Origin of the sequence: Microbulbifer sp. GL-2 (assembly GCF_007183175.1) — a bacterium.
In the GTDB taxonomy this organism is placed as follows: domain Bacteria; phylum Pseudomonadota; class Gammaproteobacteria; order Pseudomonadales; family Cellvibrionaceae; genus Microbulbifer.
Genome location: NZ_AP019807.1, coordinates 3001178 through 3018928, shown reverse-complemented (window position 1 = coordinate 3018928; position 17751 = coordinate 3001178). Strand labels below are relative to the sequence as shown.

At 47.4% G+C, this 17751-nt stretch carries 14 protein-coding genes; 3 read left to right on the top strand and 11 right to left on the bottom strand.

The features are described 5' to 3' along the window. Positions 1 to 88: 88 nt before the first annotated feature. From GL2_RS13185 to GL2_RS13165, 5 genes are all read right to left on the bottom strand, one after another. Positions 89 to 742 carry a glutathione S-transferase family protein gene (locus GL2_RS13185; RefSeq protein ID WP_143731102.1) on the bottom strand — a complete coding sequence of 218 codons (654 nt, stop codon included), beginning with the start codon at positions 740 to 742 and terminating at the stop codon, positions 89 to 91. Positions 743 to 1296: 554 nt separating this feature from the next. Then, positions 1297 to 3015 (bottom strand): Zn-dependent hydrolase, encoded by a 1719-nt coding sequence (locus GL2_RS13180; RefSeq protein ID WP_143732888.1) that lies wholly within the window; start codon positions 3013 to 3015, stop codon positions 1297 to 1299. An 83-nt stretch (positions 3016 to 3098) separates the two neighbouring features. Further along, the gene (locus GL2_RS13175; RefSeq protein WP_143731101.1) at positions 3099 to 4934 is read right to left on the bottom strand and encodes an ABC transporter ATP-binding protein/permease; all 1836 of its coding nucleotides are present in this window, start codon (positions 4932 to 4934) and stop codon (positions 3099 to 3101) included. Between the two features lie 1300 nt (positions 4935 to 6234). Further along, positions 6235 to 7152 carry an alpha/beta hydrolase gene (locus GL2_RS13170; RefSeq protein ID WP_143731100.1) on the bottom strand — a complete coding sequence of 306 codons (918 nt, stop codon included), beginning with the start codon at positions 7150 to 7152 and terminating at the stop codon, positions 6235 to 6237. Positions 7153 to 7164: 12 nt separating this feature from the next. Continuing rightward, positions 7165 to 7542 carry an isochorismatase gene (locus GL2_RS13165; protein WP_143731099.1) on the bottom strand — a complete coding sequence of 126 codons (378 nt, stop codon included), beginning with the start codon at positions 7540 to 7542 and terminating at the stop codon, positions 7165 to 7167. 113 nt (positions 7543 to 7655) lie between these two features. On the opposite strand from GL2_RS13165, the gene GL2_RS13160 reads away from it, so the two are divergent. After that, positions 7656 to 8528 carry a LysR family transcriptional regulator gene (locus GL2_RS13160; protein WP_143731098.1) on the top strand — a complete coding sequence of 291 codons (873 nt, stop codon included), beginning with the start codon at positions 7656 to 7658 and terminating at the stop codon, positions 8526 to 8528. 628 nt (positions 8529 to 9156) lie between these two features. Here the strand turns inward: GL2_RS13160 and GL2_RS13155 are convergent. Then, positions 9157 to 9579 (bottom strand): hypothetical protein, encoded by a 423-nt coding sequence (locus GL2_RS13155; protein WP_143731097.1) that lies wholly within the window; start codon positions 9577 to 9579, stop codon positions 9157 to 9159. Next, positions 9567 to 9863, bottom strand: coding sequence for a hypothetical protein (locus GL2_RS13150; RefSeq protein WP_143731096.1), 297 nt, complete (start codon positions 9861 to 9863; stop codon positions 9567 to 9569). The genes GL2_RS13155 and GL2_RS13150 overlap by 13 nt, the downstream gene beginning before the upstream one ends. 467 nt (positions 9864 to 10330) lie before the next feature. Here GL2_RS13150 and GL2_RS22380 point away from each other — a divergent pair, with 467 nt between their 5' ends. Together GL2_RS22380 and GL2_RS13140 are read left to right on the top strand one after the other, a co-directional pair. Then, positions 10331 to 10654, top strand: coding sequence for a nuclear transport factor 2 family protein (locus GL2_RS22380; RefSeq protein WP_143731095.1), 324 nt, complete (start codon positions 10331 to 10333; stop codon positions 10652 to 10654). Further along, positions 10572 to 10832 carry a hypothetical protein gene (locus GL2_RS13140; protein WP_172620998.1) on the top strand — a complete coding sequence of 87 codons (261 nt, stop codon included), beginning with the start codon at positions 10572 to 10574 and terminating at the stop codon, positions 10830 to 10832. The genes GL2_RS22380 and GL2_RS13140 overlap by 83 nt, the downstream gene beginning before the upstream one ends. A 492-nt stretch (positions 10833 to 11324) precedes the next feature. On the opposite strand, the gene GL2_RS13135 is transcribed toward GL2_RS13140, so the two are convergent. The 4 genes from GL2_RS13135 to GL2_RS13120 form a co-directional block, all read right to left on the bottom strand. Next, positions 11325 to 12371 (bottom strand): AraC family transcriptional regulator, encoded by a 1047-nt coding sequence (locus tag GL2_RS13135; protein ID WP_172621141.1) that lies wholly within the window; start codon positions 12369 to 12371, stop codon positions 11325 to 11327. Between the two features lie 153 nt (positions 12372 to 12524). Further along, positions 12525 to 13136, bottom strand: a complete 612-nt coding sequence (locus tag GL2_RS13130) for a CoA pyrophosphatase (RefSeq protein ID WP_143731092.1) — start codon at positions 13134 to 13136, stop codon at positions 12525 to 12527. Between the two features lie 119 nt (positions 13137 to 13255). Beyond that, positions 13256 to 16414 carry an efflux RND transporter permease subunit gene (locus GL2_RS13125; RefSeq protein WP_143731091.1) on the bottom strand — a complete coding sequence of 1053 codons (3159 nt, stop codon included), beginning with the start codon at positions 16412 to 16414 and terminating at the stop codon, positions 13256 to 13258. 39 nt (positions 16415 to 16453) lie between these two features. After that, the gene (locus GL2_RS13120; protein WP_143731090.1) at positions 16454 to 17731 is read right to left on the bottom strand and encodes an efflux RND transporter periplasmic adaptor subunit; all 1278 of its coding nucleotides are present in this window, start codon (positions 17729 to 17731) and stop codon (positions 16454 to 16456) included. Positions 17732 to 17751: the final 20 nt, after the last annotated feature.

The following is a 17751-nucleotide window of genomic DNA, read 5'->3' as shown; positions in this document are numbered from 1 at the left end:
TGACTGGCACATGTCCTACTTCCTGCCATTATGAGTAAGATTAACCACTTCAATGCTAAATTACGGACATCCAAGATTCGGACAGTACCTAATAGTCCTCCAGGATTACTGGCGGCAAGGATCTGGCCGTGGACATCCACTCCTCAACACTCTCCCTGGCCAGAAGTCTCTTAATCCACTGTTGTGTGAGAGGCCAAGTTGCTATTTGGGGAGAATGTGCATATATCCTGATTATTGTGGGTACAAATACCAGATCTGCCAAGGACAAGGCTCCACATAAATAAGATCCGCTACTAGATTCCAGTTCATTCTCCCAGATGGAAAACAACCGATCGGCATCCTTTTGCTCATCAGTTGTCATATCTCGTTTATCCGGATAAAAGGCACTTTCAAACGAAAGCCGGGGACAGAGGCCCGATAAGCCAGCATGCTGCCAGCTCAGGAAGGAGCGCACCCTGGCTTTTGATAGTGGATCTGATGGCAACAAGCTGCCAGTGCCAATTTCATTGGCATATTCCATTATCGCCAAAGAGTCAAAAATTACGCTATTGCCATCAATCAAAACTGGCACCGATGCTGATGGTGATATTTCGCCGATTCTCTGCAGGTTTTCAAATCGCTGTGGGGTTCGTATATCCACTACTCGCTCTTCAAACTCAACATCCAACTCTCTTAAAGAGAGCCAGGCACGAAATGCCCAACTGGAAGCGTTTTTTGTACCAGTGTATAAAATACGACTCATTTTATCTCCCCAATGCATTAATAAGGAATCATTTCAATTGCACAACAGTCGATCATTATTCAGTGATGAAAGGGAAAAAATCCAATTATTTTTACGACTATTGACGTACACCGGTACCAATGAATTAAGCGCTATATACACGTTGTATAGCTCCCATTCAGCAAACGGGTTCAGAGGCGCAAGCAAGATAGAACCACTTAGTGGAGATGCTTGGAATATAACCACCTGATAACATTTTAACATTCCACACAACGCCATTTTTTCAGAAAATCGAATATAAATAATAATGTAAACAGAGAAGCACCCTGGTATATCAACAGCCTCCCCTAAAATATTAATGGTTACATGGGCTTTTAAGATTTATGACATTTCAACGCAAGGCTTGGCGTAGACACTAGAAATTGGGCAACAAAATATAAAAAATTCCCAATCGACTAATTTTTCAAATTGAACAAATAATAGTGGCTGAGTGGATAAGGAAATCCACGCCCCTGTTTTGAGATCAAAAAAAAGCCCGGCAATACCGGGCTTTTCCACTAAGTCGTTCAACCCAGTTATTTCAGGCCGAGTACCTCTTTCCCCTGGATAAAAGTAACGTCCACGGGGATATTTGCTTCTGCCAGTCTATCCAGGTCAGCCTGTAATTCAGGGCCAATCACGCCCTGCTTGGCTAACAAAGCTTTGGCATCTTCATAGTTGCCATCGCCCTGTATAGTAAGGATCAGGCGCGACAGGTTGGTCATAGCCTGTTGCATCTTCTCGAAATCCACGCTGTATTGCCCGGTCTCAGGATCACGGGAAAAGGCGCCTTGCTCCTTGAAGAAGTTGAACCGAACCATATTCGCTTTACCGTGTGCACTCGCAGCACCGAAGCGTACGCTACGGAAGATTCCGGCGAGGAAGGTAACGTAGTTATCCATCAACTCGCCTTCTTCAATCTCACCTTTCTCGTGCAGACGGGTCACCATATACAAGCCGAGAATATCCGCCTTGCCTTCTTCCAGTGAGGAGGAAGTCTCTTTCAGTGCCGTACGCACATTCGCACCACCGTTAACAGTCTTTTTGATGCCGAGACCGTGGGCAACTTCGTGGAACATGGTGTTAGCAAAGAACGCTGGAAAGGTAATGTGCTCGCGTTGGTCCGGGGCTATCAGCACATCACTGATTGGCACCAGGATCTTATCGAACTTAGCGCGCATCGCATTTTTCAGTTGCAGGCGACGGGTGCCCTTGGCCAACTGCACCTCTTCATCATTGGGCAGGTTGATAGCGATGGTCTTGGAACCGGCATTACTATGGCCTGCATAGAAGAGCACATCGTAAGCATTCAAGTCGGAATCGGTACCCGGCTCTTCAGATTTGTATTTTTCGTCTACCGGCAGGCCTTTTTGCAACTCCGGCAGGAGCGCGGCGAACTTGGCCAGCTTTTCGCTCCACTCTTTATCCTTCAGCAATACGTAGGACTCATAGGCGGTGCGGTAGGCGAACATCTGGTCTTCGTAGTTCTCAATCGGGCCAATTACTACATCGATCTCATTTTCCTTCATATCCATCCAGGCCATGTCGCTGGGACGGAAATTATCGGTTAGCAGTGCATCGGCACGCATGGTCAGGTAGTGGGCAAATTCCTTGCTCTCTGCCAATGCTGCAGCCTGGCGCAGAATATCGGCAGCTTTCTTCAGGTCCGCATTGTAGGCCTTGTTGTAGGGAATCAATTCCAGCTTGCCCGCATCGTCGCGACGTACCAGAGAATAGAGGCCATCCTTACCAGGCTGGTCCCAATTCTCAAATTCCTCACGGGTCATATCAGCAGGGTAGAAATTGGCGCCCAGAGGCTTGGGCCCATAGCCGACAATAAACGGCTTATTGTCATTGAGACGGTCCCAGGGGCCATAGTTAATATCGGCAAACTTGCGCGCGCGGCTGTTCTCGATTTCCGGCAGCAATACCTGTGCTGGGCCATAAGATTGCAACCAGAACAGACGGTCCATAACCTGACTGGCATCGATCAACAGGCCAATCATCTTACGCTGATTTTCGCTCAGGCTTGCCAGGTTGGCGGTAAGCTCTACCGGCACATAAATATCAAAACGCTTATCCGCATTCTCTACAGTCTGACCGGAGGGTGGGGTCACAGTCTCTGACTCAACAATCTGAGCCTCGGCCTCATCTTTAGTGACTTCTTCGGCCTCTTTGTTTTTGCTACAGCCGCCCACCAGTACTATCGCCAGCAGTGCGGCAGCGATCTTGGAGGACTGAAAAGGAATGGTCATATCGCTCTGCCTATCGTTATCTTGTATCGGCGCCACATTAGTCGGGCTGCGCACAATTATCAAGGCACCCCTCAGCAACGTATCTAAGTGGGCGCGGTAATCTGCGGAGCCTCCTGGTTCTCCACCCCGGTCTCATTTGCACGCTCTTGCTGCTGCATGCGCCAGAGCATTGCGTAATGGCCGTCTGTTGCCAGCAATTGGCTGTGGGAGCCCTGCTCAACAATCCGCCCCTGGTCCATCACCAGAATTACATCCGCATCAACGACTGTGGACAGGCGGTGAGCAATCACCAGAGTGGTCTGCTCGCGGGCAATTTCCTGCAGCGAAGCGACAATACTTTGCTCTGAGCGGCTATCCAGGGAAGAAGTCGCCTCATCAAAAATCATAATCGGTGGTTTTTTGAGCAGGGCCCGAGCAATTGCCACACGCTGTTTCTCTCCACCAGAGAGTTTCAGTCCGCGTTCCCCCACTAAGGTATCGATGCCCAGAGGCAACTGCTCAACAAAGCCCGCCAGGTGAGCGTGTTGAATAGCCTCCATCACGTCTTTATCGGTGGCCCCTACCCGGCCGTAACGCACATTTTCCTTAATCGACTGGTTAAACAGTACCGCATCCTGGGGCACCACACCGATTGCCCGACGCAGGGACTCCTGAGTTACCTTACGGATGTCCTGGCCATCGATACGAATACTGCCCTCCAGAGTATCGTAGAAACGAAACAACAACTTAAACAAGGTGGATTTGCCGGCACCACTAGCACCAACAATGGCGACTTTCTGACGTGGCAGCACCGAGAAACTCACACCGCGCAATATCTCTCGATTATCCCTGTAACCAAACTGCACCTGCTCAAAATCGATACGCCCCTCGGACACCTGCAATTCCGGAGCTTCTGGACGATCTGCCACGGCAGGTTTTACCGTCAACAGGGAGAACATTTTCTCAATATTTGCCAGAGCCCCCTTCATTTCCCGATAGACAAACCCGAGGAAATTAAGTGGGATAAAGATCTGCATCATAAAGGCGTTGACCAGGACAAAGTCGCCGATGGTCATCTGCCCTTTAGTGACCCCAACAGCTGCCAGCACCATAGCGGCACACATGGCGCTGGCAATGATCAGTGCCTGACCGGTATTCAAACTAAACAGAGACAAGCGGTTCTTACGCCGGGCCTGCTCCCATATCGCAAGCTCCTTATCGTAGTGACCGGACTCGTGCCGCTCATTCGCAAAGTATTTGACAGTCTCATAATTCAGCAAGCTGTCCACTGCACGACTACTGGCCTGGGATTCAGCCTCATTGAGTGCTCGCACAAAGCGGGTGCGCCATTCGGTAGCCACCACGGAGAAGCCGATATAAATAATGACCGCCACCAAAACCACCAGGGCGAATGCACCGCTGTAATTCCACCAAAGCAGCCCCGCTACCATGGCTATCTCTACCAGGGTGGGTACGATATTGAACACCATAAAGCGCATCAGGAAACCAATGCCACTATTACCTCGCTCGATATCCCTGGACAAACCGCCAGTACGCCTATCCAGGTGAAAATCCAGGTCCAGCTTATGTAGATGTTGAAACACCTCCAGCCCTACTCGGCGCTGAGCACGCTCGGTCACACGACCAAAAATAGTGTCCCTTAACTCACCGAAAAAGGTACTGGAAAACCGCACCACGCCATAGGCCAGTAAAAGCCCCAATGGCAGTGCGATAGCTTGGGCAACGCCGCCGGCGCTATCCAGATCATCAACAATGTGCTTAAGAATAAATGGCAGAGTAACTCCAGCCACTTTAGCCCCAATCAGACACAGGATTGCCAGGGCGACAGCACGGCGGAATTCCAACAAGTAGGGAAACAGGGTTTTCAGTGCTCCCCAATGCACTTCATCCAATGGAACGGTGGACTTGGGTCTCGGCATAATCGGTTCCGGAAGGAAAATTAGGCGCCTATTATAAATAGACTGAAAGACTTATATAGACGCTCAGCTAAATATGCAGGGTGAACACCCTATTGCAGCATCATATACTTTGGTTACCCAGCCAATATTCAGGTTAATCATACCTGCAGTATAAAGAGGGGATTATCAGATACCAGGGGGACGGCAAGCACTGGAAACATCAGCAAAGGCCCAGCCTGATCAGCAGCTATGTAAGTATAAGAAGGCTTATTCGAACTTTCGCCCTCCAGCTCAGGGCACGTCAGAATAGCCACCCTGACCGGTCTACCCAAAGCGGCAAGCGGCCCTTAGCGATATCTCTCTTGCTGCCAAAGACTATAACGACTATACCCTGCGGCTAACAGTGACTATCTAGTGAGCAAGAGGGGCTCTACCTATTACCAATAAACAGATCGTATTTTAATTATTATTGAGTGTCAGGCTTTAATCCTCCTCAAACCAATAACCAACATATATTTTTAAAATAAGGATTTCATAAAAAATATAGTGTTACAGGCCAGAAAAATAATAAACTCACTCAGCATACCCAAGAAAGTTATCTAGATTGACAGAAAACTTCCTTAAGCAAACGTGATACACGTCTCACCGCTTGAGTCATACCTGAGTACTATTTATCAGATCAAATATACCAATTTATATTGATAAACCCTTCAATCATCATTTGAAGCTTATTCCCATAACCAGATGGAACGTGGTGATTCGACCCATTTATATTTATTATTGTAGATGAATAGTTACACGGCATCTTTGAAATATACATTTCTATCCCCCTAGCGGTCCATAACTGATAAACTTATTCAGTGAACGCCAGAAAACCTCTTCAGCATGCCTACCACCTTGATACTTTTTTTAACTTGGCCTTTTTAGCCTTACTACTATTAAGTCCACCCATTTCAGCAAGTTGAATTCATCCTGGCAAAGCTAAACTTCGAACAGGAATTTTGTAGTCAATTGAGAATATGCCACCTAGAATAATATCATTATTTTTAAATCAATAAATCAGGCTCCCATTCAATCCATCTACTTGCTGCCTACAAGCATTACAAGTTTCAAATTCACGAAAAACCTTCTGCTTTGATACGTAGCAAAAGGCATTTCTCTCTTCTTGAATGGCTGTTGTATTTAAATCACATCCTGGAAATCATTACTCCCCAAAACTAGAGTGGTCGAATCAAGGGCATTTAAGCCCTTAAAAATAATTCAGAGATATCGAAGCTTTAAAACCACCTTGTTAGGTCACTCCAAAACCAATTAAAAGAAATTAACCATGGCAATCCATGTTTTCCAGCATATACTCTAAAACTTTGTCATCAACATCATTCAACCGCTCAAGAATATTAAGATGATCTCGGTCATTAGCCAGGGAAAAAGAGCAGTTGACCCCTGACTTAAGCAGTTTCTCCTGATACTCCTTTGTCTGCCGAAAAAACTCAGGAGTGTCAAACTCAGGTAAGATTAGATGTAGTGGACAGAGTTTTATACCCTCTCTAAGCGGGATCAACTGTGGGCTTACCTTCTCCGCTGAGTCCATCGACATCTTAATTGTGTCATTGACAAAACTCTTTACCAAGGGACGGATATCAAAAAGCCCAGCTAAGGAAAATGCAGCCTTGAATTTGCTCTGTGCAACTTTTGAAACACCAAACTGTTCCCAATCGGTCTGGTGTAGCATCGCTACAAGCTGACCACCCGCCGAGTGTCCTACAAGGTAAACTGCCGACGAGCCTCTCTGTTCAGCTTCATTAAGTACCGTAGCCATCGCACACTGCATCTGTTTTACAATGGATTCCATTGGCAAGCCATTATTCCAATCCTGCGCCATACGGTATCCAGGCATGTATACGGCAAACCCCTTTTTATTAAAAGGTTCAGCTAGAAAGGAAAACTGTTCCTTTGAGAACCATTGCCACCAACCTCCATGAATATAAATTACTATGGGTGCATCTTCAGGTACATTCTCAGGCCTGAAGACATCCATAGAACCCAGCAACTCTCCTTCTCCAAAGTTAACAGTCTGCAATCCATCTTTTACCTCTTGACGATAAATGGAACTATGACTCTCGGTGAATGCCACATGGGCTGGTAGTAACTCCTCTGTAGGCAAGCGGCGAGTCCACAGGGTTGGATTGTATTGTTCGTCTGTTTTTTCTCGTGTAAAACTATTCCAGTATTCATTCATCTTAATATTCCTTTACTTCACACTTGGATCTACAGCTTCAAAATGATCCTCACGCAGGCGCATAGTGCCGTCTTCCTGCAGAATCCAGAGTTCCCGCGTGATCACCCCTTGCGCGTTGTTCATTTTCCAATTGCTAGTAAGTACAGTTGAGGCATCATCTACGGCCTCAATTTTAGTATCCAGATAGGACACATCCGAGAACCCTTGGGCTACTAGGTTTTCCCAAAAAGCCTGTATCTGCTCACGTCCCTGAAACAAGCCAAATGGTTTGGCCACCATTTGGGCATCCTTTTCATACATAGACGCGCAACCTTTAGCATTACCCTGGTTGAAAAATGACTTCCATTGCTCACTGGCTACTACAGTTTTTTCGATTAGCACCTTACTCATATCAAACTCCTCCTCACAAAACTAAGTATTGATTGTCTACAAGCATATTGCCCCAACTGCCACCTTATGATAAACAGGTATTCAATCAAATAACTGTTTAGCAAAATTAAACAATGAAACCTAATCTTGAGGATATGCAAGTATTCCTGGCCGTAGTAGAGGCACGTAGTTTTACGGCTGCAGCAGATAAACTGGCCCGTACCAAGTCGGCAATCAGTCAATCAGTAACACGGCTGGAAGGAGATCTTGATACAAGGCTGCTCTATAGAAGCACACGAGCACTTTCTTTAACCGAAGCGGGCACTCAGTTCTACTCACATTGTCGCGAAATCCGGGATATCTATGACGTTGCCCTGGCAGAGCTAAAAAGCACCACTGAAAAGCTCTCAGGCACATTGACGGTTACTGCACCTCACGCGCTCTGTGAGCCAGTTATTGTTCCGGCAATTGCACAGCTTGTAGAACAGCATCCACAGCTTGGGGTGCGATTGCTGGCGGACGATGCCCCCATGGATCTAATTTCATCCCAGGTAGATCTTGCAATCCGTGTGGGCAACCTGGATATGCAATCAGCCAAAGTATCTAAGCTGGGGGTACTTCGAGAAAGTCTCTATGCGAGCAAAGCGTACATAGATAAGCAGGGCGGTTTACCAGAGGATCTTTGCGAGTTACGCTATTGGCAACATATCGCCAATGATTGGCAGGGCACTCCGATAAAATATGATCTGGGGAATAACGGTAAAATAAGAGTCACACCAAAGATTCGCTGCAATTCACTTCACAATATTTTACAAATGGCGGAAATAGGATTAGGAATCGCTAGAATTCCAGATATTACTGCATTGCACAGTATCAAAAAAGGCCTATTAGAACCGGTCATTGAAGCCAGCTCAACCCCTGTACATTATATGCACCTCTACCCAAAGAAACCTCCCGCCAAAGTCCAGAGCTTTATAAAAGCTGTAAAAGCCCAATTAAAACCATAATAAGATAAAGAAATCAGAAACTTTAGGCTATATCATTATCAACTTACTGGTAGATTTTTTATTTATTATCCATAAATTACTCGTCAAGCGTTATCTTCACCCTGGAGATTGGCATTCAAAAAAGTTATGAGTATAGCCTGAGATAATGTATCACCAGAAATATCTAAAATATACAAAAGGATAACAAAAAAGGTTGTTCGCCCAGGACAAACAACCTTGCGCCCAACCAAGCTGGATTTCAAAAAAAATCAAGAAAAACTAACAATTAAGTATATCCGTCAGTATACGCTGCAAATACAATAACCCCAACATGAATGGCAGATAACTATAATAGCCATACTAATGGCCCAAGCTAGGGGCAATAAATTTTACCTCTGTATGAGTTTGCTGGTCTACGGTCATATCGCGAGCGTTTAGTGGTTGGAATCGGTCTGTTGAGGATTGGGCGGGGCCATTTCATAAGTCGGCCGGGATATTTCCCGGTTTGTATCGATATTTTATGCAGGACGGCAAGCGTGTTTCGCTTATGTTGGCAATCTAGCTACTACTATGCTTAGAAGTATCTATCGATGTCCACAGTAAGCTATTAAACGGGTACGCATACTGTGGACGCCATTGTGGGTGGTGGCTAGGTCACAGATTGTAAATGCTGAATTACGTCATAAGCAGGATCATCAATATGGCCCAAACTAACCAAGTTAGTAATAGCCTTTATAATGACCATATCAGGAACATCATTATCGCGAAGGACAAAATGGTCATGAGTATGAATATCAGCCAATTGATATGCTTCATTAATCCAATTATGCAAATCATGGTGTCCCTGACCATGATTATTTAACGCTCCGCGTCCCATGCTATGCTCAAAGTGAGGATCCAGAGCTACCTGAACAGGACCATGAAGCTCTCTTCTTTTGGTAAAAACAGTGATGCATGCCGGAATCTCTCCATAATTAGGGTTATAAACAATTTTCCAAGTTTTAGCCCGATCTGGAAATTGCCATTCTGCAGCCTGCACTCCAAAAGACCATGCGTGAGTTAAACCAGGCATTCTTCACCTCCTTTTTGGCAGATAATTTTAAGTGATGGTGACTTTTGATTGAGATCTTGAACTAGATTTAAAGATCCTTGCCTATTCAGGTAGCCTCGCCTTATTGCAAGCAATATTGGATAACTACAACAGTTGATATATTGGGCAAGGCTTCCTAAAAGAGCATGAGGTCCCGTACCGCCTCCCCAGCTAGTAATATTTCTGTCGATGGACCCCCAAGTATATTGCTGGTTATTATTCGCATCCGCTTCTGCATCATCAGCAATATCTGCAGCACGACTCATAGCAAAATTCCTTCTATTAATAATTAAAATTAATCAATCCAATTTAAACTGGCCGGGTAGAAAAAAATTTTTCCCTGCCGAAAATTGGTCTTTCAAAAACTCTCAACAGGTCTTCAGCGAGAGTTATATACTTTTAGTCTTCGAAAATTCGGAATTGTTACACATCCAAAATTACAAGCAATTACAGACATCTAACTTCAATAAAAGCAATTTTATTTTAATAACCTAAAAGACTACTACAAGCAGGCACTTGACAGACAAACAGAAATCACCTAATTGTACTCTACACAAAGATTCAATAAAAATTCGAGAGCCAACAGTCAAAAATCAGAATTACAGCTAAGCGAGAAGTCACGCGGTAATAATTATTTAAATAATACAATAATAAAAACTACAAAAAACTAGACAAGCAACCCCATGATTAACTTTAGGGCCCTTAACAAATAAATTTTAACCCGGCATCTACGATGGATAATCTACAGAAAAACATTGAGAAACTAGCGATCTTAGATTTACTGGCCCAGTATACCCTCACAGTCGACAACCATGATTCTGAGGGATGGGCATCACTCTTTACAGAAAACGGACGCTTTGAGAATGGAAATTTGATGATAAAAGGACGGGAAAAGCTGCGCCAATACCTGATTATACATAGCCAGCTTGGAACTCGACATATAACCTCGTCTCCACTGTATACAATCTCTTCCGATGGGCAAAGTGCTACAGGGAACCCTCGTAATCGTTGCCACACGTCAAGGCTATCGCACCATCATGGCCGGACAATACGATGACCAGCTAATAAAAATCAATAATAACTGGTTATTTCAATGTAGGCGTGCTGAAGCTTTTGGCTTGCCGGAAGATCCAGAATTCCCTGTAATCTCGGCGGACCACAACACAAAAGCGATGGTTAACATTTTACTGGATGCCTGGAAAAATCTGGGAGAACCTATAATAAAAAATAACTGAATAATAACTCACCCAACCATTTCAAATCATATTCCCCAAAGACCCCAAACCAACATTTACAAGAACGTTAATAACTGCGACTTGAAAACAGTTTTAGATGAAGCTCACAAGCATCAAGGCCCTGTAATTATCTACCTCTATTATTGCAGACAATGCACTCGCAGCTACTTCCGTGCCTGCTTCAGATTGCTATAAAACCACCACAATTCCATCCACCCTCTCAGGAAATATCCACTGTAAATCAACTCCAGAAAACCCTTACGCGATAATCGTCAACGAGGCTGCCGGCAACTTAAAAATTCCGGGAGGTGGGTGGACAACTTGCACTGTTGATTCAAATACGAAGAGCCAGCTTCCCCTATTAATTGAGTGGACCGACCGGCAGGTTCACGAAGAATTTATAGGGAAATTTCGGTGAGGCATACTTACAGCCATTTCAGGTTCGCCCTCCTGGCGAGAATAATATTCCTACGTGGATGACGGGGTCCAAATCTATATTTGTTCTTCCAATACCGACAGATCTTCCTTCTCGGTGAATGTTTGTTTTACAAACTCGGATGCTGTAATACCCAACTCTTCCTTAAAAGCCCGTGAGAACTGGCTGGTGCCATTAAAACCACAGTTTAGAGCGACCTGTAACATACTTGTGTTGCGTCCCGCGCCAACCAGTTGAGCCGAGGCGGCTTCCACCCTCGCACGACGCAACAGACTGTTATATGAAGCATCATGATAGCGCAGAGCCCTATGCAGGTAAGAAGGTGATATTTCCAGGGACATTGCCAGCTTCTGGGCGGAAAGGTCCATATCACAACAATACTTTTGAATCAGCTGACAGGCCCTTCGGAATATCAGGTTCAGGCGCTGTGGAGTTTCCGCTTCAGATGCAGCTTTGCCCCGACTCTCCTGTAAACAGGCAATCACCAGCTCCGCTACAGGATTAAATAGTGTCTCAGGAGATACAAAAGAGCTCTGCTGGCTGGCACGTGGAAACAGCAACAAATAATTGCGAAGTAACAAACCCGGACCACTGCTGCTGTCGATCACCAATGGCCGATCATCCCCGGGACCTTTTCGAAAATTTTCTATTTTTGCGCGGGGGATACGACACAGCAATATATGACTTTTCTGGATCAGGTCGTGAATGATAGTTTGCCCCAAATCCACCAGATAGATTCCACCGGGGTTCATTGGAGTAAAGTGACTACCGCGCTGTATTGCACCCCGGCCTGATAAGATATACACCACAGTATAATCTGTATAACCGTCATCAAGATGATGTTGACTGCGGTGAAAGGAGTTGCCGGAGAAAACCGCGCGGGCAAATGCATCTCCGGTTAGAGTGTTGAAGGCTCCAGAAAATTCGCCGGAATAATCCTGACAGTGATGTGGTTTGAGCACAAGCTCACAACTGTAGGGCAATATCACCTCCAGTTGCTGCTTCCAGCGAGACCAGCGCTCCTCAACCGGCCAAGTATCTGTATTTATGTTTTTTTGTTCAATTGGACTTTTCTCTCTTACCTGAAATAAATCCTTATGCATAACTCGCTTATCCTTAAGCTGTCCATACACTGGCAATAGGCAAGGATAAACTAATTTGGAACAATCGCTCATCCATACAGGAAGTAATAAGCCGGTATATTCCGGCTCTTCATTCATCAAGGTAGGCTAATTCAAATTCTGAGTATTCGCCGACTAATTTAATGCCCGTAACGGCACATCATCCCGCCGACCAATTGAAGCGCCGAGTATTCTCACCAGAAACTCAGTCAACACACCGGCGGTAAAGCCCCATATCTCGTAATTTTCATACTGGTAAGCAGGTAGATAGATAGCCTGGTCATCGATAGTAATACGGTCAGTGCGGATGCGAGGATCGGCAAGGAAGAAGGAGAGTGGAACGCGAAAAACTGCATCCAGTTCACCAGGATTCGGGAAGAGTTCAAGCTCCGGGGATATGATCCCTACCCAAGGCGTCACATGTACCTGCCAGCGGGTGGTACGCGGCCATAGAGGGCCAAGCATACGTACCGAATTCATTGGTAGCGCAACTTCCTCTTCAGCTTCGCGCAAGGCGGTGAATTGTAATGAGGGGTCAGTGGCATCCCAGCGCCCCCCAGGTAGGGAAACTTCACCGGAGTGGGTGGAGAGGTGGGCTGAACGCTTGGTGAGAATCACCTGGGGGTCCGGCTCTTCAGTAAGGGCAATCAAGACAGCCGCATGACCCGCCAGATCAGGCCCGGTTGGAACACCAGCCTCAAGTTCCTCAATCCGCTGGAAAATCTTCTCTTCAATTGTCGATAGCATAAATCTATGTCCCACCCCACTAAGACTGGGGACTCCCTAACTTTCATCATACTGATTTCCGGCGACAACACCGAGTGATATGCCACAATATCCGTTTGCGACCATTTACCCAGGCACCATTACTTTTCCAAAGTGGCCCCCTGCTCAACCTTGGGCGTATAACCCCCTTTAAGCTTTTCCCGTACTGCCTGTACCAGGGCGTAGTACACCGGCACCAGCAGTGTAGCGAACAGGCTCGCGGCTAGCATGCCACCAAATACCACCAGTCCCAGGGAAATACGGCTGACTGCGCCGGCGCCGGTAGCTACCAATAACGGTATCACCCCTAAGATAAATGACATAGCGGTCATCAGAACCGCACGAAATCGCAGGCGAGTGGCAGATAGTGCCGCATCGGCTATAGATTTCCCCTTATCCCGCTCCACACAGGCAAACTCTACAATCAGGATGGCGCTCTTAGCTGCCATGCCAATCAACAGCACCAAGCCAATCTGTGTGTAGAGATTATTGATAGAGCCCGCCATCCATACAACCAGCATGGCACCGCAAATAGCGATGGGCACACACAGAAGTACTGCGATGGGAATACTCCAGCTTTCATACTGGGCCACCAGAAACAGGTAGACAAACACTATGGCTAGGCTGAACAGGATAGGGGCCAGATTGCCCGAAGTGATTTCCTGCAAACTGATGCCAGTCCACTCATAGCCATAACCCTCCGGCAGATCATCCGCCAGCTCTTCCATGGCATCCATAGCCTGGCCACTGGAAAAACCTGTGGCAGGGGATCCGTTGATAGTAATGCTGTTGTACAGGTTGTATCGAGTGATCGTTTGTGGTGCCACGATCGGGGTGATAGTGGCTACAGAAGTTACTGGCACCAGGCCACCGCTTTTTGCACGCACATAAAAACCCGCCAGATTCTCCTCCTCATCACGAAACTGCGCATCCGCCTGAGCGATCACCCGAAAAACCTTACCGTACAAATTAAAATCATTGATGTAGTAGCCACCAAGAAAAGTCTGCAGGGTGGAATAGACTTCGGGCAGGGGTACCCCCAATACATGGGCTTTCTCTTTATCCAGTTTTAATTCCAGTTGCGGCGTGCTGGCCTGGAAACTGGTAAACGCCTGTGCAATCTCCACACGCTGGTTGGCCGCGCCAAGCAAGTCAAAAAGGACCTGGGTCAATTCCAGAATACTGCGCCCCTGCAAATCCTCAAGCACAAACTCAAAGCCACCAACGGTGCCTATACCAGGCAAAGGCGGAATTGCAAAAGGCATAATCTGCGCATTGGGAATCTCCGCCAGTTTTTTCTGCAGACGATCCATCAGGGCAAACTGGTGGTCCTCCTCTGAAGTGCGCTCTTCCCAGGGTTTGAGCACGGCAAACATCATGGCGGTATTGGAGGAGGCACTGCTGGTGAGCAGATTGTATCCCGGCACCCCCACCACATGGGCCATAGCCGGCTCCTCTAATAATATATCGGTTACCTGGTCAACCACTGGTCCGGTCCTCTCCAAGGAGGAGCCATCTGGCAGCTGCACATGCAGCATAAAAGTGCCCTGATCTTCATCGGGAATAAAGCCGGTGGGAATACTGGTGAACAGCCAGTATGTGAGGAATAAGAGCCCAAAAATCGAAACGACACCAATCAGCGGGACTTTCACACAGGCCTTGACCATTCCCACATAAAAATTTGTTGAACGGTGTAAAAGCTTATTAAAGAAACCAAAAATTCCTGTTTCTTTAATTCCTGCGACTTCGCCCTCCTTACCCGCCTTGAGGATACTGGCGCATAGTGCCGGGCTCAGGGTCAGCGCATTCAGTGAAGAAATTGCCACTGCCATGGAAATAGTAATAGCAAACTGTTGATACATCTTTCCGGTAATACCCGGCATCAGCATTACCGGGACAAAAACCGCAAATAATACCAGGGTGGTAGCAATCACCGGGCCAGTAACTTCGCGCATGGATTCCAGCGCAGCCTCTTTGGGGGGCAACCCATCTCCCATTAAACGCTGGGTGTTTTCCACCACAATAATGGCATCGTCCACCACAATTCCAATCGCCAAAATCAAGGCGAAAAGGGTAATGGTATTAATGGTCATACCGAATGCCAGCATCATGGCAAAGGTACCTATTAACGATACCGGAATAGCAATAGCGGGAATCAAGGTGGAGCGCCAATCCTGTAAAAACAGGAACACCACTAGAATCACCAATATCAAGGCAACAAATAGTGTCTCAACCACTTCCTTGATTGAGGCTTCCACAAATAAGGTCGTGTCGTAAAGTACTTCTGCAGTGAGGCCTGCAGGAAAACGTTGAGACAGCTGCGCCACTTTTTCTTTAATGCCCTCAGCAACATCCAGGGCATTGGCATCGGGCAATTGGTAGACACCCATCACTGCCGAGGGTTGGTTGTCCAACTGTCCATAGGAGGAGTAGGATTGACTGCCCAGCTCCACCCTGGCTACATCCTTAACCTTAACCATGGCACCATCGGGCTTGGCGCGAATGGTTATATCTTCAAACTCCTTTGGGCTGACCAAACGCCCCTGCACCAGGATGTTGTACTGGAATTGCTGATCCCTGCGTATTGGTGGCGAACCAATCTGCCCCGCCGCAACCTGTACATTCTGCGCCTGCACTGCACTAATCACATCCTGGGCAGTAACATCCAGTGCCGCCATCCGGTTCGGATCCAACCAAAGCCGCATGGCGTAATTGCGCGAGCCAAAAATAACAACACTGCTCACCCCCAGTACACGGGCCAATTCATCCTTTAAATATATTTCCGCATAATTGGCCAGAAATAATTCATCAAATTTTTGCTCTGGAGAAAATAGATTTACCACCAACAATAGCGTGGTGCTCTTTTTGGAAACCACCACGCCATCCCGCTTCACATCTTCGGGCAGCTGTGGCATCGCTTGCTCTACCCGGTTCTGTACATTGACCTGAGCGATATCGTCGTCGTAACCGGATTTAAAGGTCACCGTCAGGCTGTAGGAGCCATCGTTACCGCTGGTGGAAGACATATAATCCATGCCTTCCACACCATTGACCTGGGATTCAATCGGCACAGCGACACTGTCGCGCATCACTTCGGCGCTGGCACCCGCATAGTTGGTAGTGACATTGATAGTTGCTGGGGTAATTTCCGGAAATTGCGCTACCGGCAATAAGGGCAAAGAAAGAATTCCCGCCAAGGAGATCAGTATGGAGATAACAAAGGCGAAACGTGGCCGCCGTATGCAAAAGGCACTGATCATGGATCCGCTGAGAGCCCTCCTGCCCAGGTCGGGCTTAATCTATTTGTAATCATCCAACTCTCCCTGGTGCCTGGGCTGCTCGCCCTCCTCTGTATCCTTCCCTGATTCGCCCTGCCCGGTACCTTTGGATTGCATATCCACGGGCGAACCACCGCCGCGAGCCGGTTGGGCCGGTTCTGCCGCAGCATCGTAGGGATTGCGCGGCGTGTTCTGTGGCGTCACCGGTTTGCCCGCCTGAACCCGTTGTAAGCCATTGACGATCACCGATTCACCGGCAACCAGCCCCCGATCCACCGCCCACAGCTCTCCCTCCCGCTGCCCCAAAGTCAGGTAGCGCTTTTCGGCGATATTGTTTTTGCCCAGAACAAAGACATAGCGGCCCTGCATGTCTTCCTGCACCGAAGATTGCGGCACCAGTGGTTTAAGTGCTTCGCTGCCGGTAAATACACGGATGGAAACCCGTGCGAATTGTCCCTGCACCAGCAACTGACCCGGATTTCGAAACAGCGCGCGTACCGCTACGGAGCCGGTATTTGGATCAATTTGGTTATCGATAAAAACGATGTTCCCTTTGTAGGGATAAAAATTGCCATCTGGCAGCTCTATACGTACATCCAGGCTGGTGGGTGGCAAACCTTCGCGCCGGCGGCGCTCCGCATCCACCTGCACGGCATAAAGTTGATCTTCCGGCACCTCGAAAAGTACATAAATCGGGTCCATCTTAACGATAGTGGTGAGCGGATCAGAGTCTGGCCCCACCAGGGAGCCCTCGGTAAAATCGGTACGGCCGATACGACCTGTGAGTGGCGCATAAATTTTGGTGTAAGAGAGGTCCAGCTTGGCACTGACCACCTTGGCTCGGTCCGCATCGACTTGAGATTTGGTCTCTTCGTAGGTGCCCATCAGCTCATCCATCTGCACCTGACTGATGGCACCAGTTGCCACCAAAGTACGACCGCGACGGAAATTGCGCTCGGCCACACGCAGGGACGCTTCAGTGCGCTCCAGATTGGCACTCTGGTTATCCAGCTCAGCGATAAAAGGGCGCGGATCGATTTCAAAAAGTAACTGGCCTTTTTGAACTGTATCGCCCTCCCTGAAATTACGGCTCTGGATATATCCTTGTACACGGGGACGCACTTTATATTCGTCTGTAGCTTCCACCCTACCGACGAATTCAAAGCGCGGAATGACAGGCTGCTCACGCACTACCAGCACCTCCACAGGGGGAGGTGGCGGCTTTTTCTCCTCATCGCCTTTGTCGCCACAGGCGCACAGGACAATCAACATCAGGCAAAAAAATAAAAAACGCGCCATGGCAGGGTAAACACCGCCTT

Bases quoted from the DNA above. Each gene is read 5' to 3' on its own strand.
- GL2_RS13185 (WP_143731102.1), bottom strand. From the start codon at position 742: ATGAGTCGTATTTTATACACTGGTACAAAAAACGCTTCCAGTTGGGCA.
- GL2_RS13180 (WP_143732888.1), bottom strand. From the start codon at position 3,015: ATGACCATTCCTTTTCAGTCCTCCAAGATCGCTGCCGCACTGCTGGCG.
- GL2_RS13175 (WP_143731101.1), bottom strand. From the start codon at position 4,934: ATGCCGAGACCCAAGTCCACCGTTCCATTGGATGAAGTGCATTGGGGA.
- GL2_RS13170 (WP_143731100.1), bottom strand. From the start codon at position 7,152: ATGAATGAATACTGGAATAGTTTTACACGAGAAAAAACAGACGAACAA.
- GL2_RS13165 (WP_143731099.1), bottom strand. From the start codon at position 7,542: ATGAGTAAGGTGCTAATCGAAAAAACTGTAGTAGCCAGTGAGCAATGG.
- GL2_RS13160 (WP_143731098.1), top strand. From the start codon at position 7,656: ATGAAACCTAATCTTGAGGATATGCAAGTATTCCTGGCCGTAGTAGAG.
- GL2_RS13155 (WP_143731097.1), bottom strand. From the start codon at position 9,579: ATGCCTGGTTTAACTCACGCATGGTCTTTTGGAGTGCAGGCTGCAGAA.
- GL2_RS13150 (WP_143731096.1), bottom strand. From the start codon at position 9,863: ATGAGTCGTGCTGCAGATATTGCTGATGATGCAGAAGCGGATGCGAAT.
- GL2_RS22380 (WP_143731095.1), top strand. From the start codon at position 10,331: ATGGATAATCTACAGAAAAACATTGAGAAACTAGCGATCTTAGATTTA.
- GL2_RS13140 (WP_172620998.1), top strand. From the start codon at position 10,572: ATGGGCAAAGTGCTACAGGGAACCCTCGTAATCGTTGCCACACGTCAA.
- GL2_RS13135 (WP_172621141.1), bottom strand. From the start codon at position 12,371: ATGCATAAGGATTTATTTCAGGTAAGAGAGAAAAGTCCAATTGAACAA.
- GL2_RS13130 (WP_143731092.1), bottom strand. From the start codon at position 13,136: ATGCTATCGACAATTGAAGAGAAGATTTTCCAGCGGATTGAGGAACTT.
- GL2_RS13125 (WP_143731091.1), bottom strand. From the start codon at position 16,414: ATGATCAGTGCCTTTTGCATACGGCGGCCACGTTTCGCCTTTGTTATC.
- GL2_RS13120 (WP_143731090.1), bottom strand. From the start codon at position 17,731: ATGGCGCGTTTTTTATTTTTTTGCCTGATGTTGATTGTCCTGTGCGCC.